21 protein-coding genes are annotated in these 24,346 nt (G+C 67.1%); 12 read left to right on the top strand and 9 right to left on the bottom strand.

Annotation, left to right across the window (positions count from 1 at the left end):
* Positions 1–238 precede the first annotated feature (238 nt).
* Entirely contained in the window at positions 239–1,420 is a 1,182-nt protein-coding gene (locus SY91_RS28360; protein ID WP_023475368.1) for a serine hydrolase domain-containing protein, read from the top strand.
* A gap of 98 nt (positions 1,421–1,518) precedes the next feature.
* On the opposite strand, the gene SY91_RS28355 is transcribed toward SY91_RS28360, so the two are convergent.
* The 4 genes from SY91_RS28355 to SY91_RS28340 all read right to left on the bottom strand — a co-directional run bounded on the left by SY91_RS28355 (position 1,519) and on the right by SY91_RS28340 (position 6,280).
* On the bottom strand, positions 1,519–2,691 hold the full coding sequence (locus SY91_RS28355; RefSeq protein WP_023475367.1) for an NAD(P)/FAD-dependent oxidoreductase: 1,173 nt from the start codon (positions 2,689–2,691) through the stop codon (positions 1,519–1,521).
* 151 nt (positions 2,692–2,842) lie between these two features.
* Positions 2,843–3,994 carry a branched-chain amino acid ABC transporter substrate-binding protein gene (locus SY91_RS28350; RefSeq protein WP_023475365.1) on the bottom strand — a complete coding sequence of 384 codons (1,152 nt, stop codon included), beginning with the start codon at positions 3,992–3,994 and terminating at the stop codon, positions 2,843–2,845.
* 418 nt (positions 3,995–4,412) lie between these two features.
* Positions 4,413–4,604, bottom strand: a complete 192-nt coding sequence (locus SY91_RS28345; protein ID WP_023475363.1) for a CsbD family protein — start codon at positions 4,602–4,604, stop codon at positions 4,413–4,415.
* A 143-nt stretch (positions 4,605–4,747) separates the two neighbouring features.
* A complete protein-coding gene (locus tag SY91_RS28340) occupies positions 4,748–6,280 on the bottom strand; it encodes a helix-turn-helix transcriptional regulator (protein WP_006479801.1) in 1,533 nt (510 codons plus the stop codon).
* 398 nt (positions 6,281–6,678) lie between these two features.
* On the opposite strand from SY91_RS28340, the gene SY91_RS28335 reads away from it, so the two are divergent.
* The 3 genes from SY91_RS28335 (at position 6,679) to SY91_RS28325 (ending at position 7,521) form a co-directional block, all read left to right on the top strand.
* Complete coding sequence (locus tag SY91_RS28335; protein ID WP_012338780.1) at positions 6,679–6,843, top strand: hypothetical protein; 165 nt, start codon at positions 6,679–6,681, stop codon at positions 6,841–6,843.
* Between the two features lie 76 nt (positions 6,844–6,919).
* Positions 6,920–7,270 carry a BON domain-containing protein gene (locus SY91_RS28330; protein ID WP_006479803.1) on the top strand — a complete coding sequence of 117 codons (351 nt, stop codon included), beginning with the start codon at positions 6,920–6,922 and terminating at the stop codon, positions 7,268–7,270.
* A 53-nt stretch (positions 7,271–7,323) separates the two neighbouring features.
* On the top strand, positions 7,324–7,521 hold the full coding sequence (locus tag SY91_RS28325; RefSeq protein WP_006479804.1) for a CsbD family protein: 198 nt from the start codon (positions 7,324–7,326) through the stop codon (positions 7,519–7,521).
* A 237-nt stretch (positions 7,522–7,758) separates the two neighbouring features.
* Here SY91_RS28325 and SY91_RS28320 read toward each other — a convergent pair whose 3' ends face one another.
* Positions 7,759–8,787, bottom strand: a complete 1,029-nt coding sequence (locus tag SY91_RS28320; protein ID WP_023475362.1) for a DUF1338 domain-containing protein — start codon at positions 8,785–8,787, stop codon at positions 7,759–7,761.
* A 224-nt stretch (positions 8,788–9,011) separates the two neighbouring features.
* Here SY91_RS28320 and SY91_RS28315 point away from each other — a divergent pair, with 224 nt between their 5' ends.
* The gene (locus SY91_RS28315; RefSeq protein WP_006479806.1) at positions 9,012–9,959 is read left to right on the top strand and encodes a LysR family transcriptional regulator; all 948 of its coding nucleotides are present in this window, start codon (positions 9,012–9,014) and stop codon (positions 9,957–9,959) included.
* 193 nt (positions 9,960–10,152) lie between these two features.
* Here SY91_RS28315 and SY91_RS28310 read toward each other — a convergent pair whose 3' ends face one another.
* Positions 10,153–12,282 (bottom strand): TonB-dependent receptor, encoded by a 2,130-nt coding sequence (locus SY91_RS28310; RefSeq protein WP_034174986.1) that lies wholly within the window; start codon positions 12,280–12,282, stop codon positions 10,153–10,155.
* Between the two features lie 810 nt (positions 12,283–13,092).
* Here SY91_RS28310 and SY91_RS28305 point away from each other — a divergent pair.
* The gene (locus SY91_RS28305) at positions 13,093–14,721 is read left to right on the top strand and encodes an NADP-dependent glyceraldehyde-3-phosphate dehydrogenase (RefSeq protein ID WP_011694510.1); all 1,629 of its coding nucleotides are present in this window, start codon (positions 13,093–13,095) and stop codon (positions 14,719–14,721) included.
* Positions 14,722–14,795: 74 nt separating this feature from the next.
* Here the strand turns inward: SY91_RS28305 and SY91_RS28300 are convergent, their stop codons facing one another.
* Complete coding sequence (locus SY91_RS28300) at positions 14,796–15,428, bottom strand: LysE family translocator (RefSeq protein WP_023475360.1); 633 nt, start codon at positions 15,426–15,428, stop codon at positions 14,796–14,798.
* Positions 15,429–16,018: 590 nt separating this feature from the next.
* On the opposite strand from SY91_RS28300, the gene SY91_RS28295 reads away from it, so the two are divergent.
* From SY91_RS28295 to SY91_RS28280, 4 genes are all read left to right on the top strand, one after another.
* On the top strand, positions 16,019–16,342 hold the full coding sequence (locus SY91_RS28295; protein ID WP_006484612.1) for a hypothetical protein: 324 nt from the start codon (positions 16,019–16,021) through the stop codon (positions 16,340–16,342).
* 365 nt (positions 16,343–16,707) lie between these two features.
* Positions 16,708–17,193: a hypothetical protein gene (locus SY91_RS28290; protein ID WP_023475356.1), complete on the top strand. Its 486-nt coding sequence runs from the start codon at positions 16,708–16,710 to the stop codon at positions 17,191–17,193.
* A gap of 242 nt (positions 17,194–17,435) precedes the next feature.
* Complete coding sequence (locus tag SY91_RS28285) at positions 17,436–18,905, top strand: PepSY-associated TM helix domain-containing protein (protein WP_023475354.1); 1,470 nt, start codon at positions 17,436–17,438, stop codon at positions 18,903–18,905.
* 41 nt (positions 18,906–18,946) lie between these two features.
* Positions 18,947–21,070 carry a TonB-dependent receptor gene (locus SY91_RS28280; RefSeq protein ID WP_023475353.1) on the top strand — a complete coding sequence of 708 codons (2,124 nt, stop codon included), beginning with the start codon at positions 18,947–18,949 and terminating at the stop codon, positions 21,068–21,070.
* Between the two features lie 88 nt (positions 21,071–21,158).
* Here SY91_RS28280 and SY91_RS28275 read toward each other — a convergent pair whose 3' ends face one another.
* Positions 21,159–22,403 carry an NADH:flavin oxidoreductase/NADH oxidase family protein gene (locus SY91_RS28275; protein ID WP_023475352.1) on the bottom strand — a complete coding sequence of 415 codons (1,245 nt, stop codon included), beginning with the start codon at positions 22,401–22,403 and terminating at the stop codon, positions 21,159–21,161.
* 78 nt (positions 22,404–22,481) lie between these two features.
* Between SY91_RS28275 and SY91_RS28270 the strand changes: the two genes are divergently transcribed.
* Together SY91_RS28270 and SY91_RS28265 are read left to right on the top strand one after the other, a co-directional pair.
* A complete protein-coding gene (locus SY91_RS28270) occupies positions 22,482–22,940 on the top strand; it encodes a MerR family transcriptional regulator (RefSeq protein WP_006479814.1) in 459 nt (152 codons plus the stop codon).
* 190 nt (positions 22,941–23,130) lie between these two features.
* Entirely contained in the window at positions 23,131–23,451 is a 321-nt protein-coding gene (locus SY91_RS28265) for a DUF1330 domain-containing protein (RefSeq protein ID WP_023475351.1), read from the top strand.
* 32 nt (positions 23,452–23,483) lie between these two features.
* Here the strand turns inward: SY91_RS28265 and SY91_RS28260 are convergent, their stop codons facing one another.
* Positions 23,484–24,320, bottom strand: a complete 837-nt coding sequence (locus tag SY91_RS28260; RefSeq protein ID WP_011694502.1) for an NAD-dependent epimerase/dehydratase family protein — start codon at positions 24,318–24,320, stop codon at positions 23,484–23,486.
* Positions 24,321–24,346 lie beyond the last annotated feature (26 nt).

Below are 24,346 nucleotides of genomic sequence, written 5' to 3'. Positions count from 1 at the left end.
GAGCAGCGTCTTCGATTCGATACTGCTCTGCACCATGCAAATGCGTCATTTCCTCGACGAAAGCAGATTCTAACGAACGCCAACGGACGATTGGCGCCTATTTTGTCGGCCGCCGGGGTCGGTGTTCGCCCATGCCGGCCCGTGCCGCGCCCATCGCCCTGTTCGGAGTAAGGGTTAACGACGCGTGCGGCAACCGCCTCATAACATGTCGACCAGGCTCTTCACGACGGAAACTTCGATGACCTCCTCTCCCGCATCGTCACAGCAGTCGTCCACCGATCCGGCGCTCGCCGAACGCATCGACACGGTCCTGTCCCGCCAGCTCGACACGCAGCGCCTGGTCGGCGCGGTCGTCCTCGTCGCCCGCGACGGCGAGCTCGTCTATCGCCGCGCGGCCGGGTTCGCGGATCGCGAATCGCGTACGCCGATGCGCGAGGACACGCTGTTCCGGCTCGCATCGGTGACGAAGCCGATCGTCTCGGCGGCCGCGATGGCGCTCGTCGCGCAACGCAAGCTGTCGCTCGACGAAGACATCGCGCGCTGGCTGCCCGAATTCCGTCCGGCGCTGCCCGACGGCCGCGTGCCGACGATCACGGTGCGCCAGTTGCTCGTGCATACCGCCGGCCTCGACTATCGTTTCAACGAAACCGACGCGAACGGCCCCTATGCGCGTGCGGGTGTCTCCGACGGGCTCGATGGCGCATCGATCACGCTCACCGAAAACCTGCGCCGGATCGCGAGCGTGCCGCTGCTGTTCGCGCCCGGCACCAGCTGGAACTATTCGCTGTCGATCGACGTCATCGGTGCGCTGATCGAAGCCGTCTGCGGCGTGCCGCTCGCCGATGCGATCGATGCGCTCGTGCTGCGCCCGCTCGGTGCGCGCGACACGAGCTTCGTCGCACGCGATCCGGCGCGGCTCGCCACGCCGTACGTGAACGACACGCCGCAGCCGCACCGGCTCGCCGAGAACGAGACGGTGCCCATCGACGAAGGGTTCGTCGGCGTCACGTACTCGCCGTCGCGCGCGCTGAATGCACACGCGTTCCCGTCGGGCGGCGCCGGGATGGTCGGCACCGCGGGCGACGTGCTGACGGTGCTGGACACGCTGCGCGCGGGCGGCGGCACGATCCTGCCGGCTGAGCTGGTCGACGAGATGGGCCGCGTACAGACCGGCGATCGGGAATTGCCGGACCTGCCCGGCGCGGGCTTCGGGATCGGCTTCTCGGTGCTGCGCGACCCGCGGGCGGCCGCGTCGCCGGAATCCGTCGGCACGTGGCGCTGGGGCGGCGTCTACGGTCATTCGTGGTTCGTCGACCGCGCACGCGGGCTCACCGTCGTGTCGCTGACGAACACGCTCTACGAAGGGATGAACGGGCAGTACACGCTCGATCTGCGCGATGCCGTCTACGGCGCGCGATAACCCGCCCGCGCAACGAAAAAAGGCCCGACACGGTCGGGCCAACGGGTTTGAGACACTAGGAGAATCCCGCCCACCCCATACCGGGCGGTCACGCCGCGCTACACGACGTTCTTTTCGACGATCGGCCGGTTTTCGAGCACGCGCGCCCAGCCGAGCGACGACAGGTCGAGCGTGTCGTAACGCCCGCCCAGAATGAGTTCGCTGACGCCCCGCCCCGTCGCCGGCCCTTGCTGCAGCCCGTGGCCGCTGTAGCCGTTCGCGAACACGACGTTGTCGAGTTCGGGGTGGTAGCCGATGATCGCGTTGTGATCGAACACGTTGTACTCGTAGTAACCGGACCAGCAATTCTCGACGCGCAGCGCCTCGAATTCCGGCACGCGGTGCGCGAGCGTCGGCCAGATCACGTCGTCGAACAGGTCGTGGTCGACTTCGTCGAGCGGCAGGTCGTCCGGGTCGCGATCCGGGCTCGGCGACGTGCCGCAGATATACGTGCGCCCTTCCGGCCGGAAATACACGCCGGTCGGATCGATCAGCAGCGGGCAATCGGCGAGCTTCGCCGGCGACGACACGTTGAAGATGCTGCGCCGCCGCGCATACACGGGAATGTCGATGCCCATCATCGACGACAGCGTGCGCGTCCATGCGCCGGCCGCGTTGACGAGCGTGTCGCACGCGTAACGCTCGCCGTCGCCCGTCACGACATGCGTGATCCTGCGGCCGTCGCGCACCACGTCCTTCACGTCGGCCGGCACGTAGCGCGCGCCGAGCGCCTGCGCCTTCTTGCGCAGCGCCTGCACGAGCCCGTAGCCGTCGAACCAGCCTTCGCCGCTCACGCCGTACGCGCCCGACACGAGATCGTCGACGTTCAGCCACGGAAACTTCGCGCGCAGCGCGTCGCCGTCCATCAGCCGGATATCGGCGCCGAGGCGCGTCTGCAGCGCATGGTTCTCGCGCAGCGTCGCGTCGCCGGCCGGCGTCGCGAGGAACAGGTAACCGCCTTCGTGCAGATCGATCGACGGCCGGTTGCCGTCCACTTCGAGCCGCTCGCCGATCGTGCGCAGGAACTCGATGCCGAACAGCGACATCTCGATCGACAGCGGCGTGGAGAACTGCTGGCGAATCGACGCGGCCGACAGCGCCGACGACGATCTGGCATAGGTAGGGTCGCGCTCGATGACGGTCACGGCGACCGTGGGATCGGTGGCGCGCAGGAAATAAGCGATCGAGCTGCCGATCACACCACCGCCGACGATGACGACTTGAGAACTCACGACTGACTCCGGTTGCACGTAAAAGGCTCAGGGCCTGTGGGTGATTCGCGCCGCGACTCGCGCGGCGTGCCGCGGGCAGGCTTCGTGGACGATCGCTGCGGCTATTTCAGCACGTCCGGCATCGCCGCGAAAGCCCGCGCGCGGGTTGCGTTCAGTCCGCCGACTGGGTCGTGACGGGCTGCCACGCGGCGTTCTTCACTTCATACAGCGTCGAGCTCGGATTCTTCAGGTCGCCCGTGTTCGTGAACGCGATGGTGCCCGTGATGCCGTCGTAGCGCGTGCCCTTCAGCGCGCCGTTGAAATCGGCCGGCTTCGTCGAGTTCGCCTTCTGCATCGCGTTGATCGCGATCCACGTCGCGTCGTACGCGAACGGCGCATACGCGAGCATGTCGACGCCGTACTTCTGCTTGAATTTCGTTTCGAACAGCTTGCCCTTCGCGAGACGCGACAGCGGCTGCCCGTATTCCCACACCGATGCGCCTTCGGCCGCATTGCCGGCCAGCTTGATGAAGTTCGCGTTCATCACGCCGCCGCCCGCGAGGAACTGCGCGCGGATGCCGAGCTGGCGCATGCGCTTCACGAGCATCGCGGCCTGTGCATCGAGGCCGCCGAAGAACACGAGATCGGCGTTGGTGCTCTTGATCTTCGTGAGCTGCGCGCTGAAGTCGACGGCCTTGTCGTTCGTGAATTCGCGCGTGACGATCGTGCCGCCGTTCGCCTTCACGGCCTTCTCGAATTCGTCGGCTTCGCCCTGGCCGAACGCGGTGCGATCGTCGATGATCGCGATGCGCTTCGCCTTCGTCACGCTCGCGGCGTACGCACCGGCGTTGCCCGCGTTTTGCGTATCGGTCGCGATCACGCGGTACACGGTGCCGAGCCCGGCGCGCGTGATGTCGGGATTGGTCGCCGACGGCGTGATCATCGGAATGCCGGCCTTCGCGTAGATCTTCGACGCGGGCAGCGTCGTGCCCGAATTGAAGTGGCCGATCACGACGGCCACCTGCGCGTCGGCGAGTTGCTGCGCGGCCTGCACGCCGGTGCGCGGATCGCTCTGATCGTCCTGCGACGCGATGACGAACTTCACCGGCTTGCCGCCGACCATCGTGCGCGCGGCATTCGCTTCGTCGACCGCCATGCGCACGCCGTTCTCGATGTCCTTGCCGTAGGCGGCGCCGCCGCCCGTCAGCGGGCCGGCCACGCCCACCTTGACGATCGTCTCCTGCGCATGGGCCGCGCCCGTCTGGAACGCGAGAAGCGCGGCGGTCAGGGCGACGCCGGAAAGCGAACGAATGTGGAACGTCATGGCTGTCCTTCTGCTGGGGATCGGGATGCAACGCGCGATCGGCGCGCGTCGGCAACCTCCTGCGCGCCGGCGATGGCGTGCGCCGCCGAGGCGCCATGCGCCCGACCGGCTGGCCGTTCACCGTGGTTCCGTCTCCGAAGAACCTTTCATCGCGAAAGAGGTGAATGGATTGTGGGTAGCCAATACCCGTGCAGCAAACGAAATATCGGAACTATGTTGTGAGATTTGGTCATCAAGTTCCGTGGTCATGGCCGCTCCGCGGCCCGTACGACGGTGAGCCGGGATGGAAGTCCGCGGCAGGAGACAGCGGCTGCGCCGCCGGGTCGGGGCCGGTCGTGGTCATGCCGGCAACGCATCATCGTTGCGATGCCGGCCCGGCCGGCCTTCGCGACGCCCCTTGCGGGCGCCGCGTCATCGGTCAGTGCCGATCGGTGCCCGTGTGGTTGCGCACCGCATCGGCCGCCTCGCCGGCCTTCTCCTGAAGCTTGCCGGCCTGCTGTTCGGCCACGCCTTCCGCTTCGGTCTCGCGGTCGCCCGTCACCTTGCCGAGTGCTTCCTTGACCGAACCCCTGACCTGTTTGAGCTTGCCTTCGATGCGATTCCTGTCCATGGTCATCTCCTGCGATGGTTTGAGGGAGAGCCGGCGATGCGGCGCCTTCCGTCGCACCGCCGAGTGGACAGGATCGCAAGCGGGGCGCCGCGCGAGGTAGATGCGGATGCACCAATCCACATGGTGCATTCGTACCGCCGCGCTCAGTCCTTGCCCTTCGCGCCGCTCTTGTCGCCGCGCGCGCCGTTCGCTTCGGCCGCGCCCACGATGCCGCGCTCGCGCGCCCACACGATCGCCTCGCCGCGGCTGTGCACGTCGAGCTTCGCGTAGATCGTCGCGACGTGATTGCGCACGGTGTTCGGCGCCAGCCCGAGGCGGCCGGCGATTTCCTTGTCGGCCAGACCGTGGCACAGCAGGTCGAACACGTCGCGCTCGCGCGCGGTCAGGTCGGACAGCTGCGCGCCCGCATCCGGCGCATTCGCGCGCCGCACGTTCGCGAGCTTCTCGATCAGCGTGCGGCTGAACCACGACGCGTCCTGCATCGCCGTCTCGATCGCATAGACGAGCTCCATCTCGGTGCGCTTGCGGTCGCTGATGTCGAGCAGCGCGACCAGCAGGCAGTCACGCCCGTGAATCGCGACGGGGTCGGCCGACACGACGCAATCGCGCACGTCGCCGTCGCGCGTGCGAATCTGCACGTCCACGTTGCGCACGTGACCGTCGCCCGCGAGCCGGCCTTCGATACGCGACCACGCGCCGCGTTCGGCCCACAGCCCGATCTCGTCCGCGGATTTACCAAGGAGATCGGCCTGCGCATGGCCCGTCATCGCGGCAAACCCATCGTTCACGTCGAGCAGCTCGAAACGGTCGGCCGTGACGATCGCCATCGCGACCGGCGCCATCCGGAAGGCCGTCGCGAAGCGTTCCTCGCTTTGCATCAGCGCGCGCTCGGCCTGCTTGCGCGGCTCGAGATCCATGAACGTGAACAGCATGCACGCCTCGCCGTTCATGTCGATCGGCTGCCCGGCGACGACCACCGCCTTGGTGCTGCCGTCGGCAAGCTTGAGCACGGCCTCCATCTGCGGGATCGTCGCGCCTTCGCCGAGCCGCTCGATCGCCAGCTCGCGTCGCTCGGCCTGTTCGAGCACGTCGATCTCGTACACCGAGCGGCCGAGCACGTCGTCGCGCGCGTGGCCCGTCATGTCGAGAAAGCCCTGGTTGACCTTCACGTAGCGCAAGTCGTCGAGCCGGCAGATCACGGCCGGCGCCGGATTCGCGTTGAAGGTGCGCTCGAAGCGTTCCTCGGCGCTCGCCCATTCGGTCGCGTCGTGCAGCACGAGCGCGAGGCAGTCGGGCGCGCCGGCCGCGTTCGTCAGCACCAGGCTGCGGATGCGGTGCACCCAGCTCACCGACTCGTCGGCGGCCGATTCGACTTCGACCGTCACGTCGCTGAACTCCTCGCCCGCGATCACGCGATCCATCGGATAGTGGCCGTCGCGCACCGGATGATTGTTCCGGTAGCGCAGCCGGAATCGCTCGCGGTATTCGGTAACGTCCGCGCCGAGCGCCTTCAACTCGGTCACGCCATGCATCGCGAGCGCAGCCTCGTTCGCCCAGACGATCCGCTGGTCGGGCTCGATCAGGATCACGCCCTCGGTCAGCCCCGCGATGATCTGGTGCAGCTGGCGCCGGTCGGTATGCGACTTGAGCGCCTGTTCGTCTACTGGTTCGTTCATCGAATCGTTGTCCCTTGTCGTCAACATGAGCGATCAACATGAGCGCCGGCCGAGCGCCCGTTGCAGCGGCATGCCCCGGCCGGCGCGTGCGGCGATGATCGCGTGCCGCGCAACGGCGCGACACGCGCGAATGCACTATCTCGAATAGTACATTCGCACGCCGCCCGTGATCGTGCGGTGCCCCGCCGAATGGTGCGATGCGGCCAGCGCGCCTGTCGCGCCGCGTTGCCCGGGTCGTGGTGCATGTCCCCACCCCGCCGTCTGTTCCGTCCCCCAGTGCAAACGCACTAACCGATCCGGTGAATTTGCGCGATGTCCGCTCGCGTTCGCGTCGGTACGCTGGTACTGCATCGGCGCTCATGCGCTGCCCTTTCATACCGCAGAGGGAGGACACCCGGATGAAATTGCATCAGACACCCGATCCGACGCGGCCCGAACCGGCCCCGGACCATCCGCCCGAACCGGCGCCCGGCACCGACCCGCCGGTACCGCTGCCACCCGACGTACCGCGCCCGGACATGCCGCCGCGCGAGCCCGGCTACGACACGCCGATCGCGCGTTGAACGCACCGGAACCGCACGGGAACGCGCCGTGCTCACCGACTGATTGATTCAACCCGCCAATCGAAGGAGAACATCAATGAACAAGACCTCGCACCTTTCGACCCTGCTCGCCGTCAGCGCGGCCTTCCTGCTTTCCGCCGCGCCGCTCACGAACGCGCATGCCCAGGCCTCGTCGACCGACAGCGGCATGGCGAGCGAATCGAATCAGCCTGTCACCGACACGTGGATCACGACCAAGGTGAAAGGTGAGCTCGCAACGACCGACGGCGTGAAGAGCACCGACATCAGCGTGAAGACGGTGGACGGCGTCGTCACGCTGACGGGCGTGCTGCCGACGAAGGTCGCCGTGAAGAAGGCCGTCGCCGTGACCCGCGCGATCAAGGGCGTGAAGCACGTCGACGCATCCGGCCTGAAGGCGAAGGCCTGAGCTACCCCGCGGCCGAGCGCCGCACTTTTCTCCCCTTACGAAAGGAGCACACCATGAACGAAGACAAGATCAAGGGTCAGTGGAAGCAGCTCACCGGCAAGCTGAAGGCCAAGTGGGGCAAGCTGACCGACGACGATCTCCAGGTCGCGGAAGGCAATCGCGATTATCTGGCCGGCAAGATCCAGGAGCGTTACGGGATCGCCCGCGACGAAGCCGAGAAGCAGTTGAAGGAGTTCGACCGCGAGCTGTAACGCGCCAGTCGTCTCACCCCGCCGCGACGCACGCCGCGTCGCGGCCACGAGGAGGACCACGACATGGGCAAATATCTGATCGCATGGCTGCTCGGCGTACCGATCGGGCTGCTGGTGCTGTTTTTTCTGGTCACGCACCTCTTCTGACGCGCGACGCCCCGTCAATGCAAACGGGCCGGCGGCTGAAATCAGCCGCCGGCCCGTTTCTTTTCATCCGCAGTGCGTGACGCGTCGCGCTTACTTCGCCGCGTTCGCCGTCATCTTGAAGATGCCCTGCGCGTTGCCCGCATCGAAGCGCAGGTCGGTCACCCAGCGACGCGCCGCCTGGTCGAACGTGCGCTTGCGCGTGATGAACTCGTAGAACGAACCCGGCACGTTGCGCTTCACCGTGCCGCCGTCGCGGGTGCGGAATTCGCGCTCGACGGTATCCGCGCGATAGGCCGTCTGGAACACGCGGCCCGAGCGCGAGCGTTCGACTTCGGGCTTCATCGGTCGCCCCTTCGCCTTCTCGTCGTCGGACAGCTTGAACACGTCGGCGACGCGGTCGGTCGCGTGATTGAACGCGTTGCCCTCGGTCGCGATCCACGCCATTTCCGCCGATTCCATCAGCAGCGTCTCGTAGTCGAGCTCGTTCGGCACGTCGTGCTGGCGCGCGAACGCGCCGACGATTTCCGGCAGCAGCGCATGGGCGTCTTCCAGCGACAGCCAGCCTTCGCGCTCGACTTCCCACAGCCGCGCGACGGCGGCCGGCGACAGCGGGTCGCGCGACGAGCCGACCACGTTCGTCACGGCCTGCTGGAATTCCTTCGAGAAGCGCTCCGGATGCAGTTCGCTGACGAAGAACTGCGCGATTTCATCCGGGGCGTCTTCATGCGCATACGCGCGGCCGGTCATGCCGAGCTTGTCGAGCGGGTAGCGGCCGTTCAGACGGAAGCCGAGCGGACGCAGGATGCGCGTGAACGCCGCCTCGCCCGGCGGCAGTGCGCCCGTGTGCGGCCAGCGCACCGTGCGCAGCGCGCCGTGGTCGAAATGGACCGAGCCGCCGTTTTCGATCGCCTCGGCCGTGTACGCGCGGCCGTTCGCCGAACGGTCGAGCAGCCCTTCGAACAGCGCCATGTTCATCGCCTGCGCGATTTCCGCGCGGGTCACGACGCCGTCTTCCCATTCTTCGAGGATGGCCGGCATGTTCAGGGTCGAGAACAGGGCGTCGGTCTTCGCCTGTCCCAGCAGCTTGGTCAGCAAGCTGTCGATATTCGGATTGCGCATCAGGATTCTCGTCTCGGGGACTCGCCGGCAAACGTGCCGGCCACTCGTCGGCCCGCCGCCCGCGGGCGCCAAGCCTTGCATGGCAAGCATTATTCAAAGGGTTGCAGCGGGGCGTAAAGCGAGATTAAATTGATACGTGATGAGTTTTTGGAATTATCAGCCGCTCATCGCCGGCGTTTCGCCCGGGCGGCGTACGGGTCCATTCATCAGATCAATCGAGCATCATGCGCAAATTCAAGATCCCCAACATGGGCGCGCTCGTGGCTTTCGAAGCCGCCGCCCGCCACGAGAGCTTCACGCACGCGGCCAAGGAGCTGTTCCTGACCGAAAGCGCCGTGTCGCGGCAGATCGCGACGCTGGAGGCGAGCCTCGGCGTGCGGCTGTTCGCGCGCGTGAAGCAGCGCGTCGTGCTGACGCGCGCCGGCAAGCTGTACGGCACGCAGGTGCGGCGCGCGCTCGAAACGCTCGACCGCGACACGCTGTCGATCATCGCGCACGGCAGCGGTGGCGGTTACCTGGAACTCGCGGTGCTGCCGACCTTCGCGTCGCACTGGCTGATCCCGCGCATCAAGAGCTTCTACGACCGCACGCCCGACGTGCGCGTGAACATGGGCAGCCGCACCGACCTGTTCTCGTTCGAGGACACGCACTTCGAAGCCGCGATCCACTACGGCAAGCCGACCTGGCCCGGCACGTCGTCCGACTACCTGTTCGGCGAGGAAGTCGTGCCGATCTGCTCGCCCGCGCTGCTGAACGGGCCGGTCGAGCGCGTCGAGGATCTGCTCGCGTATCCGCTGCTGCACTCGACGACGCGCCCCGGCGCGTGGGCGCAGTGGTTCGAGACGCACGGCGTCGAGGACATCCGCACGATGCAGGGCGTGCGCTACGAACTGCATACGATGCTGATCAGCGCGGCCGCGGCCGGGCTCGGCGTCGCGCTCGTGCCGAAGTTCTTCGTCGAGGAGCAGCTGCAGCAGCTCGGCCTCGTCGTGCCGTGCGACGCGGCAACCGTCGGCGATTCGGCGTACTACCTCGTGTATCCGACCGAGTTCAGCCACAGCAAGCCGCTGGAATCGTTCCGCGGCTGGCTGCTCGAACAGGCGAGCGCGTATGCGGCGCCGGAACGCGACGTGCAAGACGCCGATGAAGAGGATGACGAAGACGTCGAGTAACGGCGCGGTCGCGCCGGTGTCATGACGCGGTGGCGCCGCATGCGTGCCGCGCCGGCACGCCGGCAGAAACGATCTTCACCAGCAGCGCGCGGGCGCGACCGCTCATGCTCGACACATCAAGCGCGAGCCGGATCATGGGCGCTCGAGTGCGAGGCATCGCGAGGAAGCCCCGCATCGTCGCGCACCGCGTGCGTTACATGTGCCACTTCACCGTGGCGGTCAGCGTGCGCGGATCGCCGGGCATGTTGTACAGGTCCGCGTTGCCGTGCGCGGCGATGAAGTAGCGTCGATTGAACAGGTTGTCGAGCGTGAGCGTCACGTCGACCTTCTTGCTGCGATAGCCTGCGCCCAGGTTGAACACCGTGAACGACGGCAGCGTGACGAGATCGCTCGCCGACGTGTAGCGCGCCGACTGGAACTGCATGCCGGCCGCCGCATAGAAGCCGTACGGCAGCTCGCGCTTGAGCCACAGGTTCGCGCTGTGGCGCGGCATCAGCCCCGGCGTATTGCTCGATACCGCGAGGCCGGCCGCCGTCGATTGCGCGGAGCCGTCCACCGTGCCGTTCAGGTACGCGTAACCCGCATACACCGACCACTTCGGTGCGATCTCGCCGGTGAAGCCGAGCTCCATCCCGCGTACGTGCTGGGTACCGATCGGCAGCGCATAGCCGGGATTCGCCGGGTCGCCGATCTGCTGGTTGGTCTGGCGCATGTCGAACAGCGCGACGCTGGCCGTCGCCTTGCCGCCGAGGTCGAAGCGTGAGCCGACTTCATACGCGGTGGTCTTCTGCGGCGCGAGCGCGGCGCCGTTCGTGAACGCGCCGGAACTGATCAGCGTGTCGGCCAGCGGCGAGAACGACTGGCTGAACGACCCGTACAGCGTCAGCCAGTCGAGCGGTTCGTAGATCAGGCCGACGCGCGGGCTCCACGCATGGTCGGTGCGATCGAGATTGACGTTCGACGACGTGTAGTCGTGGCGAATCTGGTTCAGGTAGTCGAAGCGCAGGCCGGCAAGCACCTTCCAGTGTTCGGTCAGCGAGATCAGGTCCTGCGCGTAGACGCCCGCGAGCCCGACCACGGTCGACGCGTTCGTCTTCGCACGCGTGCCGGTCGGCACGCCGGGCAGGACGACCGGCTGCGGATTGAAGAGATCGTAGGTCGCGACCTTCGACACGCTGTAGATCGTGTCGAACTTCTGCTGCTGCGACAGTTCCAGCCCGTAAAGCAGCTCGTGGCGCATGCCGAACAGCGACGTCTTCTGCGTGAGTTCGAACAGCCCGTCGATGCCGTGATCGGTACGCTGGCGCGTCGACTGGTCGAGCGTGACGACCGGATGCGCGGCGGTCTTGATCGGCTCATACGTCACGTAGTTCTTCCGCTCGAGCGAGAAGTCGTACGCGCGGATCGCGCCGTGGAACGACAGCGAATCGTTGAAGCGATGATCGAGCGACACCGTCGCGCTTTTCGCGGAGACGTCGTTGTACGAGCTGTTCACCCCGTCGGCCGACCCGTAGTACGTGTTGATCGGCACGTCGACCGGCCGGCCGAGATACGCGGGGATCCCCTGGTCGGACGTGCGGCGGTCGTGCAGGTAGTCGAATTCGACGTTCAGCACCGTGTCGCGGTCGAGCTTGAACTGCGCGGACGGCGCGATCGCCTGCCGGTTGAGCTGGAACTGGTCGCGGAAGCTGTTCGAATTCTCGGCCGCACCGGTCATGCGAAAGCGTGCCGCGTCGTTCGCGTTCCAGCCGAGGTCGAATTCGCCGCGTCGCTCGCCGCGCGTGCCGAGCGTCACGCCCACGTCGTTCACCGGGCTCGCGAGCGGCCGCTTCAGCACGCGATTCACGATGCCGCCCGCCGAGCCGCGTCCGTACAGCACGGCCGCCGGCCCCTTCAACACCTCGACGCGATCGACGTTCGACAGGTCGCGGTAGTACAGCGCGTCATCGCGAATGCCGTCGACGTACTGGTCCGTGATGCTGTTGAAGCCGCGGATCGTGATCTGGTCGCGCTGGCCGTCGCCGACCGAGAAGCCGACGCCCGGCACGTTGCGCAACGCGTCCTGCAGCGACGTCGCGTTCTGATCCTCGATCACCGCGTGCGGCACGACGTTCACGGTCTGCGGCACGTCCATCAGCGACATGTCGGTCTTGGTCGCCGCACGCGAATGGCCGCCGTCGTACGACGCATGCTCGGCGGCCGCGTTGACGGAAATCGCGGGCAGGGTTGCCGCGGCGTCGGCCGCCTGCGCAAACGAAGTGCGGGCGCCGGCCAGCGACGTGGCGATCAGAAGCGCATGGCACGCGCTCGTGTTGAGTTTCATCGTGAACGTAGAAGGGGGTGAAGAAAACGGCGAACGAACGCACGCCGGCCGGCGCAACCGGCACGAAAAAAGCCGTGACTTCCCGTCACGGCTCGTAATGCGGCGAAATAATAAACGAGAATGATTCGTGTTTTTAATTAATTTTCAGCGTGTCGCCTGGCCGCAACGTGAATGCGCATTGCGCTCTGCATTCCTGACGAATGCCTTTCTATTTCAGATTATTGAACGGCTTGAAACGTAATAAAAACGAAAGAATTGAATCGGTCGCCTGAATGCGGCAACGATCGGCAAGAGGCGGGATGCGGGACAGGGGTGACGGAGAAGCTGGAGAGGATCACGAAGGATCAGGAGCAGCAGGCGGCACGGATTCAATCGTCCGGTGCGCGCCGGACCGGGCAACCCCGACCCGGCGCTCCGGGCAGCCGACCTCGTATCGGCGGCGCGGCGGATCTTCTTCTGTTCTTCACTACGTCTGCTCTCAGGTTCACTGCATTTTTTTCTCACCGCGTCGGGCCATTATCCGCTCAATTCCGCCGAAGTAAAACGTTTGCGGTTGCACCCTGGCTGTTATATCGACGATTCGGCAACAATCTTTCCAAATGCTTACGGTCATTTCGACGCGATAGCACCCAGGTTGCATTCATTGCGGCGTTCCTTTTAAATGGAACTGGTTCCAATCATTGAATCGGCCATGTTCGTGCGTGACGAGCAGCCGCGTGCGCGTCATGATGCCGATTCAGGATCGAGGATCATTCCGCTCAGGATTCGCATCGCCCGTCCTTCCCGGACACCCCGTCAAACGAGACCGTCATGCCCGATTCCGCCTCCCTGCAGCACCTGTTTCCCGCCTTGCAAGAGATTCCCGCCGAATTCCGGCTGGCTTCGCCGATCCACCAGCGCGTGTCGCTCGTCGACGGCGAATTGCGACCGTGGGACGGCGCAACCAAGACCGTGCTGTCGCCGGTATGCGTGCGACAGGCGGACGGCAGCGTCGAGCAGGTCGAGATCGGCAGCTACCCGGTGATGGGCGAAACGGAAAGCGACGCGGCGCTCGACGCCGCGGTGCGCGCGTACGACGCCGGCCGCGGCGAGTGGCCGACGATGAAGGTCGAGCAGCGCATTGCGTGCATGCAGGACTTCATCAAGCGGATGGTCGCGCAGCGCGAACTCGTCGTGAACCTGATCATGTGGGAGATCGGCAAGAGCCTTGCCGATTCGCAGAAGGAGTTCGACCGCACCGTCACGTACATGACGCAGACGATCGACGCGCTGAAGGAGCTCGACAACGCGAACTCGCGCTTCGTGATCGCGGAAGGCACGATCGGCCAGATCCGCCGCACGCCGCTCGGCGTCGTGCTGTGCATGGGCCCGTACAACTATCCGCTGAACGAAACCTTCGCGACGCTGATCCCCGCGCTGCTGATGGGCAACACCGTGGTGTTCAAGCCGCCTCAGTACGGCACGCTGCTGTTCGAGCCGCTGCTGGAAGCGTTCCGCGATGCGTTCCCGAAGGGCGTGATCAACACGATCTATGCGCCGGGCGCGGTGGTCGTGCCGCACATGCTCGCGTCGGGCAAGATCAACGTGCTCGCGCTGATCGGCTCGAGCAAGGTCGCCGATCACCTGAAGAAGCAGCACCCGAAGTCGCACCGGCTGCGCGCGATCCTCGGTCTCGACGCGAAGAACGCGGCGATCGTGCTGCCCGACGCCGATCTCGACCTCACCGTGAAGGAGTGCCTGCTCGGCGCGCTGTCGTTCAACGGCCAGCGCTGTACCGCGCTGAAGATGCTGCTCGTGCATCGTTCGATCGTCGACGAATTCCTGAAGCGCTTCACCGCCGCGCTCGAACAGTTGAAGATCGGCATGCCGTGGGAAAAGGGCGTCAGCATCACGCCGCTGCCCGGCATGCATCGCACCGCGTACATGACCGACGCGATCGACGACGCGAAGGCGAAAGGCGCACAGGTCGTCAACCATCAGGGCGGCGAATTCAGCAAGACGCTGTTCTACCCGGCCGTCGTGTATCCGGTGTCCGAAGGGATGAAGCTGTACCGCGAGGAGCAGTTCGGGCCGATCATTCCGGTCGCGCCGTTCGACGACGTGGAAACCGCGCTCGACTACGTGACGACGTCGGAGCACGGCCAGCAGGTCAGCATCTTCGGTTCCGATCCGGCGCAGATCGGCGCGCTCGTCGATCCGCTCGTGAACCAGGTGTGCCGCGTGAACATCAACTGCCAGTGCCAGCGCGGGCCCGACGTGTTCCCGTTCGCGGGCCGCAAGGATTCGGCGGAAGGCACGCTGTCGGTGAGCGACGCGCTGCGCGCGTTCTCGATCCGCTCGATGGTCGCGGCGAAGCAGACCGACAGCAGCAAGCAGCTGCTCGACTCGATCGTGTCGGATCACCACTCGAAGTTCATCAATACGGGCTTCATTTTCTGAAGCCGGCTTGACCGATACCGGAGCCTCCGTCGCACGCCAACGCGGCGGAGCGCTTCCGGCACACGCTGCGCGGGCTAGACGTTCGTCACCAGCAGCCGAACGCCCGCCACGCCGAACACGACGGCCAGACACGCTTCCATCGCGCGCCGGCCGCGCACGTACAACCGGCGCGCCCCGTCCATCGAGAACACCAGCGCATAGCCGCCGAACACCACGCAGCCGATCGCCAGGCAGCCCGGCACGACCGCGCCATGCGCGCCGCCCGCGCCGTTCGACGACAGCGCGACGATCGATACCCACACGAGAATCGCTTTCGGATTGGTCAGGTGCAGCATCGCGCCGCGCACGTAGAAGCGCGACAGCCGCTGCTCGCGCGCCGCGTTCGCCGCTGCCGCCGGCGGCCCCGCCAGCGCCGTGCGGCCCGACTTGAACGCGAGCCACAGCAGGTACAGCCCGCCGAACACCTTGATCGCGACCAGCAGCTTCGACCACGCGAGCAGCGCGGCCGAGATGCCGAGCGCCGCCACCGTCGCCCAGAACATCGACCCTGAAATCACGCCGAGCGCGAATGCGAGCGCCGCCTTGCGGCCCTGGTTCGCGGCGACCGACATGATCGCGAGATTGCTCGGCCCGGGGCTGGCCGTGCCGATGAAATAGGCGGTGTAGGCGAGCAGCAGGTTGGCCGAGAAGAAGGTGTGGACGCTCATATCGAACCTCGCGGGGATGTTCGGGAGATTGTTGGCAAACCTGCACCGTCTGCCCATGGACAATTACGCGGCCAATCGCTGGGCCAGTTGCGTGGCCATGCAACCAGTCGCCGCGCCGAACCGTCTCTGTTTTGAAACAACTGGCGCATTCGCCGCCGGTTCGCGCGATGCGGCGGCGCGCGCGCCCTGCAGCCGTTTCCCGTCGGCGGACGCACGGCGGGCATGGCCGCACCGCGCGGCACGCATCGTTCCGGCCATTCGCCGGCACGAGCGCGCGATGCGCCGGACGCCCGCGTTACGTTACATCCGTGAAGCATTTCGCGTCGTCGCGCCGCGTCGGGCGCCCGACGTCGCCCACCTCCCGCCCGTAGACACCCTCCTCGATCGCCTGCGCGATCCAGTCCCGACGGGACTCGCCGACCGATGCCGGATCACGGCTCAACATTGCTCAACAATCGTCCGGCAGGGCTGGTACGGAATCTGCATTCCGTTCGGGCAGAAGCCGCGCCCGGTACCGCGCGGACATGATCTCACCCTCGGGCGCTCCCACGGATACGCCCGTACGCTATGCACACGCAACGAGGCTCTTCATGGATGCGCAGCCCAATTCGTCCGATACGTCGTTCCAGCTCTTCCTCGCGAAGGTGCTCGAACAGCCGCTGCCCGACTGGACCGAAAAACAGCAGATGGAACTCGAGATGGCGCGCACGCTGTCGACGCAAATGGTCACGCTCGCCGAAGACATGCGCGGCCGCACGCCCGATCTTGCGCGTTGCCTCGTGCTGCTCCGCTACGCGAAGGTGCTCGACTTCATGCTGACGTCGCTCGCCGCGCACCGCGACATCCATCCGCAGACGCTGCGCACGCTATTCCGGCTCGCGAACCTGAAGGTCGACGATGCGTATCCGGTGTAAGCGGGCGCAACGGCTCGGGGGCCGCGCAGGACCGTCGCGGCAACGCCGGCCATACGCGATTCGCGCGAGTGTCGGATAACCTCGCCGCATGAGCGTTGGCAATAGAAACCGGACATCCCGGCCAGCCGGCGAATTCGGCTTCTTCGTGAAGCAATACGGTCGCAACGCGCGGAAGCATCCCGATCGAACGATCGCCGCTACGGTCACGACACCGAGCGCATGATGAAGCGACTGTCGCCGGCCGATCGCGCCGATCTGCTGGCCGACGGAGAACGGGACGTCACCCCTGGCTCCCCCTGACTTGCCCCACTCCACACGCACGGCCCGCCTGCCCCTCCACGCAAACGGAGGTACAATCGCGCGCCATGAACGCACTTCGCCGCTTCCTGCTTCGGCCAGGCGTCGCGCGACAGTGGCTGTGGGGGTTCCTCCTCGTGACGCTGCTGTCCCGCGCGCTGATGTCGGGCGCCGTGATGCTCGATCCGGACGGTCCGGATGCGGGCTCGGTGGTGCTGTGTTCAGGCCAGGGCCCGCTGATCGTCACCGCCGCCGCGCTGGCCGCCCGCTTCGACGCGAGCGCGCCGATCACGCCGGCCAACGATGCGCTGGCGCTCGTCGATGCACTGAAGCACGACGCGCACGCCGACAAGGCGGCGTCTTCCGGTAACGGCGACAGCCTGTGCGCATTCGGCGCCGCGCTGTTCACCGCGATCGCATCGTTCGTGCTGCTGGTGCTGCTGTTTCCCGCGGCGGCGCCGCGACGCTTCCGCGTTCACTTCGACAGTCTTCCTTTCGTGCGATCGGTATTCGACGATCGCCCGCCCTCCCGCGCCCCTCCTCGGTTCTGCTGAGCGTTCCGCCCCGTGGCGCAGGCACGTCGACGTGCCTGCGCGTTCACGCCGTTCGTTTCACCCGACCTGATTCACGCGCTCACCCGCCTGCCCGCATCGCGCGGGCGACGCCGCCCTGCGCCCCGTTTGCGCAGCGCGCCGCGCCGCCTGCTGCGGCGATGCCCGCACGCGGGTGCGACGCACGTTGACGGCCGCCGGCCCGCGCCAGCCCCGCCGCTCGACGAACCCGAGGAGTTCACACCATGTCGACCACCGTCGATCGGGCCATCTCGCCCGCCCGTTCCGCCAGCGCCGGTTACCGGACGCTCTGGCGCTGGCACTTCTACGCCGGCCTGTTCGTGATGCCGTTCCTCGTGATCCTCGCGATCACCGGCACGCTCTATTGCTTCCAGCCGCAGATCGAGCCGCTGCTGTATCCGCACCGGCTGGTCGTCGAACCGCGCACGACGCCGCGGCTCGATGCCGACACGCTGCTCGCCCGCGCCCGCACCGCGATGCCGGCCGACGCCACGCCGGTTTCCGTGCAGGTCTCCACCGCGCCGGACCGTAGCGCCGAGTATGGTTTCCGGCTGCGCGACGGCAGCCGCGAGAGCGTGTACGTGAACCCGTACGACGGCAGCGTGCTCGGCACGCTGAGCGTCGAGAACCGCTTCATGCAGGTCGACCGGATGCTGCATCGCAAGCTGCTGCTCGGCAAGACCGGCGAGTTGCTGATGGAGCTCGCCGCCTGCTGGACCTTCGTGATGATCGGCACCGGCATCGCGCTGTGGTGGCCGCGCGGCGCGGCACGCGTCGGGCGCGCGCTGCGGCCCGACCTGTCGCTGCGCGGCCGGCCGCTGTGGAAGAGCCTTCACGCGACGGCCGGTATCTGGCTCGCGGCCGGCACGATCGCGTTCATCCTGACCGGGCTGCCGTGGTCGGGCTCGTGGGGCAAGAACTTCAAGGCGCTCGCCGCGACCGTGAACCTCGGCGCGCCGGAAGGCGCGTGGGGCGGCGCGTCGATGCGCTCGACGCGCCCGGGTGCCGCCGCGACGGCCGGGCATGCCCCTGCGCAGGCCGCCGCGCCGTCCGGCCATCACCACGATTCCGGCGAATCGATGCCGGGCATGGTGATGGACGACCTGCCGTTGCCGCAAACGCCGTGGGCGGTCGGCAACGTACCCGTGCCGCATTCGCCGGCCGCGCCCACACCCGCGCCGCTGCCGCTGGGCCGCGCGATCGCGATCGTCGCCGGGCTCGGCGTGACGAGCGGCTACACGCTCGCGCTGCCGTCCGGCCCGGACGGCGTGTTCACCGCGTCGTACTTTCCGGCCGACCCGAAGGCCGAACGCACGATCTACGTCGACCAGTACAGCGGCGCGGTCTTGAAGGACATCCGCTATGGCGACTACGGCGCGGTATCGAAAGCGGTGTCGTACGGCACGTCGCTGCACATGGGCCGCTATTTCGGGCTCGCGAACCAGATCATTTGCGCGGTGCTGTCGCTCGGGCTGGCCGCGATGGCCGTCACGGGCACCGTGATGTGGTGGAAGCGCCGCCCGGCCGGGACGCTGGGCGCACCGTCGCGCGAACGCGGCACGCCGCCGATGCGCGGCTGGCTCGCCGGGCTCGTGCTGCTCGGCCTCGTCTTCCCGTTGATGGGTCTGACGATCGTCGCGGTCTGGTTGCTCGACCGGTTGCTGTTCGGCCGCGCGGCGCGCGCCGCGGCGTGACCGACGCAAGCGCGTCCCCCCATTCGAAGGAAACCGAAACAATGAAGTTCAGATTGATGCTGCCCGCCGCCGTGCTCGCGGCGCTGTCGCCGGCCGGGCAGGCACAAACACAGGAACGCAGTGTCGACGGCACCGGCGCCACGCTCGCACCGATTCGCGTCGACGCGCGGAAGGCGCCCGCCCTGACGCAACCGCTCGACACCGGCAGCCATCTCGGGCTGTCGCCGCTCGAAACGCCCGCGAGCGTCGAGCAGATCAACCGCGCGACACTCGACACGCGCGGCGACAGTTCGATCATCGACGCCGTGAGCCGCGCCGCCGGCATCAGCGCGTCGCCGCATCCCGGCAACGGCAACTCGGAGCTCGCCGCGCGCGGCTTCGTCGGCGCGTCGTCGGTCACGCAGCTGTACGACGGCGTGCGCCCGTACGGCGCGATCGGCGTCACGTTCCCGTTCGACACGTGGTCGGTCGACCATATCGACGTGCTGCGCGGCCCCGCTTCGGTGATCTACGGCGAAGGCGCGATCGGCGGCGTGGTCAACATCGTGCCGAAGAAGCCGACGCGCACGCCGATCCGCAACGAACTGCAAGTCGGCGGCGGCACCGAAGGCACGGCACGCGCCGCGTTCGGCAGCGGCGGCGCGATCAACGACAAGCTGTCGTACCGCTTCGACATCAGCGGCAACCGCGCGTCGAACTGGGTCGACCGCGGCGATTCGCGCAACCTGTCGGTGTCCGGCGCGTTGCGCTACGACGTGACGCCCGAGCTGTACGTGACGGCGTCGTACGCGCAGGGCTTCATGCATCCGATGCAGTATTTCGGCGTGCCGCTCGTCAACGGTGCCCGTGACCGCGCGCTCGACAAGAAGAACTACAACGTCGGCGACGCCGACATCGCGTTCCGCGACAGCTGGGCCACCGTCTCGGCGAACTGGCAGCCGAGCGACAGCCTGAACGTGACGAGCACGCTGTACCGGATGAAGAGCAACCGTCACTGGAAGGATGCGGAGTACTACACGTACCTGCCGTCGAGCGCGCAAGTGCGGCGCAGCAGCTACACCGAGATCTTTCACGACCAGGAACAGTACGGCAACGTGACGACGGCCACCGTCGGCGGCGCGCTGCTCGGCATGCGCAACACGTTTTCGGCGGGCGTCGAGTTCAACCACACGACGTTCCAGCACGACAACAATTCGCCGTATGCTGGCACGTCGACGGTCGATCCGTACAACTTCGATCCGGGCAGTTTCATCAACACGGCCGGCACGTTTCCGAAGTACCGCAGCCAGTCGAACCAGTACGCGCTGTTCGCGGAGAACCGGCTGGAGATCACGCCGCGCTGGTCGGTGATCGGCGGGCTGCGCTACGACCATGCGAGCGTGAACCGCGACGATCTCGTGAACGGCGGCGCATTCACGAAGGTGTTCGCGAACACCGGCTGGCGCATCGGCACCGTGTACGACGTGCGGCCCGGCCTCGCCGTGTACGGCCAGTATTCGGTCGCGGCCGATCCGGTCAGCTCGCTGCTGTCGCTCAATGCGTCGAAGGCGAATTTCACGCTCGCCACCGGCCGGCAGATCGAGATCGGCGTGAAGCAGTCGTTCCTCGACGGCAAGGCCGAATGGACGCTCGCCGCGTACCGGATCGTGAAGAGCAACCTCCTGACGGCCGACCCGGTGAATCCGAACCAGTCGATCCAGGTCGGCCAGCAGTCGTCGCGCGGGCTGGAGGCGACGGTCGGCGCGGAGATCGCGAAGGACTGGCGCGTCGATGCGAACGTGTCGATCCTGCGCGCGAAATACGACGATTTCCAGCAGTCGTCCGCCGGCACGACCGTGTCGCGCGCGGGCAACGTGCCGGTGTCGGTGCCGCAGCGGCTCGCGAACCTGTGGGTAAGCTGGCGCTTCGCGCCGGACTGGACCGGCATCGCGGGCGTCAAGTACGTCGGCAAGCGGTTCGCCGATACCGCGAACCAGTTCGTGATGCCGTCGTACACGACCGTCGACCTCGGCCTCGCGTGGAAGCCGCGCAAGGACACGACGATCACCGCCCGCGCGTACAACGTGTTCAATCGCCGCTACGTGCAGTCCGCGTACTACAACGAGACGCAGTATCTGCTCGGCAACGACCGGCGCTTCGAGGTACTGGCGAACTACCGGTTCTGAGCGCGCAGGCCGCCGCGCAACGTGCCAGGCGGCACGACCGCGGCGGCGTGCCGGTCAGCCTTCGGCATCGCCGGCGCGCGTCGATGCATCATGCACGCGTGCCCGCCGCGCGCCCCGCCATCCACTTCCGGTAGCGCCGCGTCTGGCACTGCGCGGCCAGTTGCTGCCCCACCAGCGCGCGCAGCGGCGATACCTGCGGATGCGTGCGGCGCCCTTCGCTCAATCGCGCGAGCTGGAACTTGACGACGGCCATGTTCGCCAGCGCGCCCAGCGCCTTGTTCTTCCAGCGGATCGGCTGCAGCACCGGCGCGCTGTCCTTGCCGGCGCGCCAGTCGCGCGGCAGGTTCGGGGCGATCGACAGCGCGGTCGCGATGCCGACCATCGCCACGCCGCTGTTCACCACCTGCTCGGCCACCGCACGACGGCGGATGCCGCCCGTGACCATCAGCGGCATCCGCGCGACGGCGGTGATGTCGCGCGCGAATTCGAGGAAATACGCTTCGCGCGCCAGCGTGCGGCCGTCGCGCGCGTCGCCCTGCATCGCCGGCACTTCATAGCTGCCGCCCGACAGTTCGACGAGATCGACGCCGAGCGGATTCAGCAGTTCGACCACGCGCTTCGCGTCGTCCGCGCTGAAACCGCCGCGCTGGAAATCGGCCGAGTTCAGCTTCACCGCGACGACGAATGCCGGCGACACCGCCGCACGCACCGCCTTCACGATATCGAGCAGCAGGCGCGCGCGATTCTCGATGCTGCCGCCCCATTGATCCTGCCGGCGGTTCGTCAGCGGCGACAGGAACTGGCTCAGCAGATAGCCGTGCGCCGCATGCACCTGCACGCCGGTGAAGCCGCTTTGCTCCGCGAGCTGCGCGGCACGGACGAAGCGCTGCTGCACGTCCGCGATGTCGGCGGCCGTCATCTCCTTCGGCACCGGGAACTGCTTCGACAGCGCGCCGAGCGCGAGCGGCACGGCCGACGGCGCGAGCGTCGTCTGGCCGAGCGCCGCCTGCATCTGGCGCCCCGGGTGATTGATCTGCATCCACACGTGCGCGCCGTTCGAGCGCGCGATCTGCGCCCAGCGGCGGAAACGGTCGAGATGCGCGTCGCTTTCGAGTACGACGCCGTTCGGCCCCGTCATCGCGCGGCCGTCCACCATCACGTTGCCGGTCAGGATCAGGCCGGCCTGGCCGTCGGCCCACGCCTGGTACAGGCGCAGCAACGCGTCGGACGGCGCGTGATCCGCATCGGCCATGTTTTCTTCCATCGCGGCCTTGGCCAGACGGTTCGGAATCACCGCCCCGTTGGGCAGTGTGAGGGGCGCAAACAGATTCATGGTGCAGATCCTCGATTGACGATGGCCAACGATAACTTTAAAGTCAACTTTAAGGTCAAGCCCTTTTTGGAGCCCATCATGAAAATCGGCGAACTGGCGAAGGCGAGCGGCCTCGCGGCGTCGCGCATCCGCTTCTACGAAGCGAGCGGCCTGCTCGAACCGGCCCGCCGGCAGGCGAACGGCTATCGGGAATACGGGCCGGAAGCGTTGACGCGGCTCGCGATCATCGACCGCGCGCAGGGCGCGGGCTTCTCGCTCGACGAGATCCGCGCGGTGTTGCCGCCCGATCTCGGCGCATGGCCGCACGACGAACTGCTGGCCGCGCTGCGGCACAAGGTCGACGAAATCGCGCTGCTCGAACGGCGTCTCGCGCAGAACCGGCAGCATCTGGAAACGCTGATCGACGAGATCGAGAACAAGCCGGCGGGCGAGGATTGCGCGGGCGCCGCGCAACGGATGCTCGACCGGCTGGGCGAGCAGGCCAGCGAGCCGCTGGAGGCGACGCCCGTCGTGCGGGCAGCGCGCAAGCGGGCGTGATGGCGTGTGCCGCGGGATTGTGATGCGGGATTGCGCCGCGCCGTCCATCGATCGATGCGCGCCTCGGCCTGAAGCAAGACGCGGCGCGCTCGCCCCGATTTGCTTACGTCGCAGGTAATCGACGCGCGCCGCCCGCGCCGCGATCATGGCGCCATCGATTCTCGAACCGCATCACGCCAAGGAGCCCGCCATGACCGCCTACGCCATCGCCCATCTGCACGACGTCGAAATGTGCGACGACATCGTCGAATACCTCGAACGGATCGACGGCACGCTCGCACCGTACGACGGCCATTTCGTGATTCACGGCGCACGGCCGGAGGTACGCGAAGGCGCATGGCACGGCGACCTGATCGCGATCGCGTTTCCGGATCTCGACATGGTGCGCGCGTGGTACGACTCGGATGCGTACCGGCAGATCCAGCCGCTGCGCGCACGGCACGCGAGCGGCCCGTTGATCCTGATCGACGGCGTCGACGAGCGGCACAAGGCGACCGACATCCTGCGTTGATCGCCGACGCCCGCGCCCGCCGCCGGCCTGACTTATTTCACGTTGCGCTCCATCGGCTCGCCGACGACGAACCCGCCGCCCTGGAACCGCTGCGCGGGATCGTCGTACTCGGCGGTCGGCGCCGTCACCGGGAACAGCCCGGCGAACTGCTCGGAGCTGTCGCGCGGACGGAAGCCGAGGAAGCCGACCTTCGTGTTGTCCCACCACTTCACCGGGTTGTCCGACGCGCCGTAGACGATCGCGTGCCCGACGCGGTTCGTCAGCAGCGAGCAGCGCACGAGCTCGATGAAATCGCGATAGCTGAGGAACGTGACGAGCATGCGCGGGTTCTTCGGCACCTCGAACGACGAGCCGATCCGCAGGCATACGGTTTCGATCCCGAAGCGGTCGAAGTAGTAGCGCGACAGCGATTCGCCGAAGCACTTCGTCACGCCGTACAGGCTGTCCGGGCGCAGCGGCGCATCGGCGTCGAGCACCTCGGTGACCGGATGGAACCCGATCGCATGGTTCGAGCTCGCGAACACGACGCGCTTCACGCCGTGTTTGCGCGCGGCTTCGTACAGGTTGTACGTGCCGGTGATGTTCGCGCCGACCAGATCGTCGAACGGCGCATCGACCGAAATGCCGCCCAGGTGAACGATCGCGTCCACGCCGTCGACGAGCTGCATCACGGCCGGCCGGTCGGCCAGGTCGACCACGCGGAGTTCTTCATGCGCGGCCGCGTCGCCGAGCGCCGCGATGTCGCTGACGCGCACGACGTCGGCCCAGTCGGCGAGCGCGCCGCGCAACTGGCGGCCGAGGTTGCCGGCCGCGCCCGTCAGCAGCAGGCGGCCGAACGGTTTGCGCGCGGCGGTGGATGAGGCGTTCATCGAATCTCCTTGATCTGACTTAAAGC

The sequence above is a fragment of the Burkholderia cenocepacia genome, assembly GCF_014211915.1.
Lineage (GTDB): Bacteria > Pseudomonadota > Gammaproteobacteria > Burkholderiales > Burkholderiaceae > Burkholderia > Burkholderia orbicola.
This window is presented reverse-complemented; position numbering and strand designations above follow the sequence as displayed.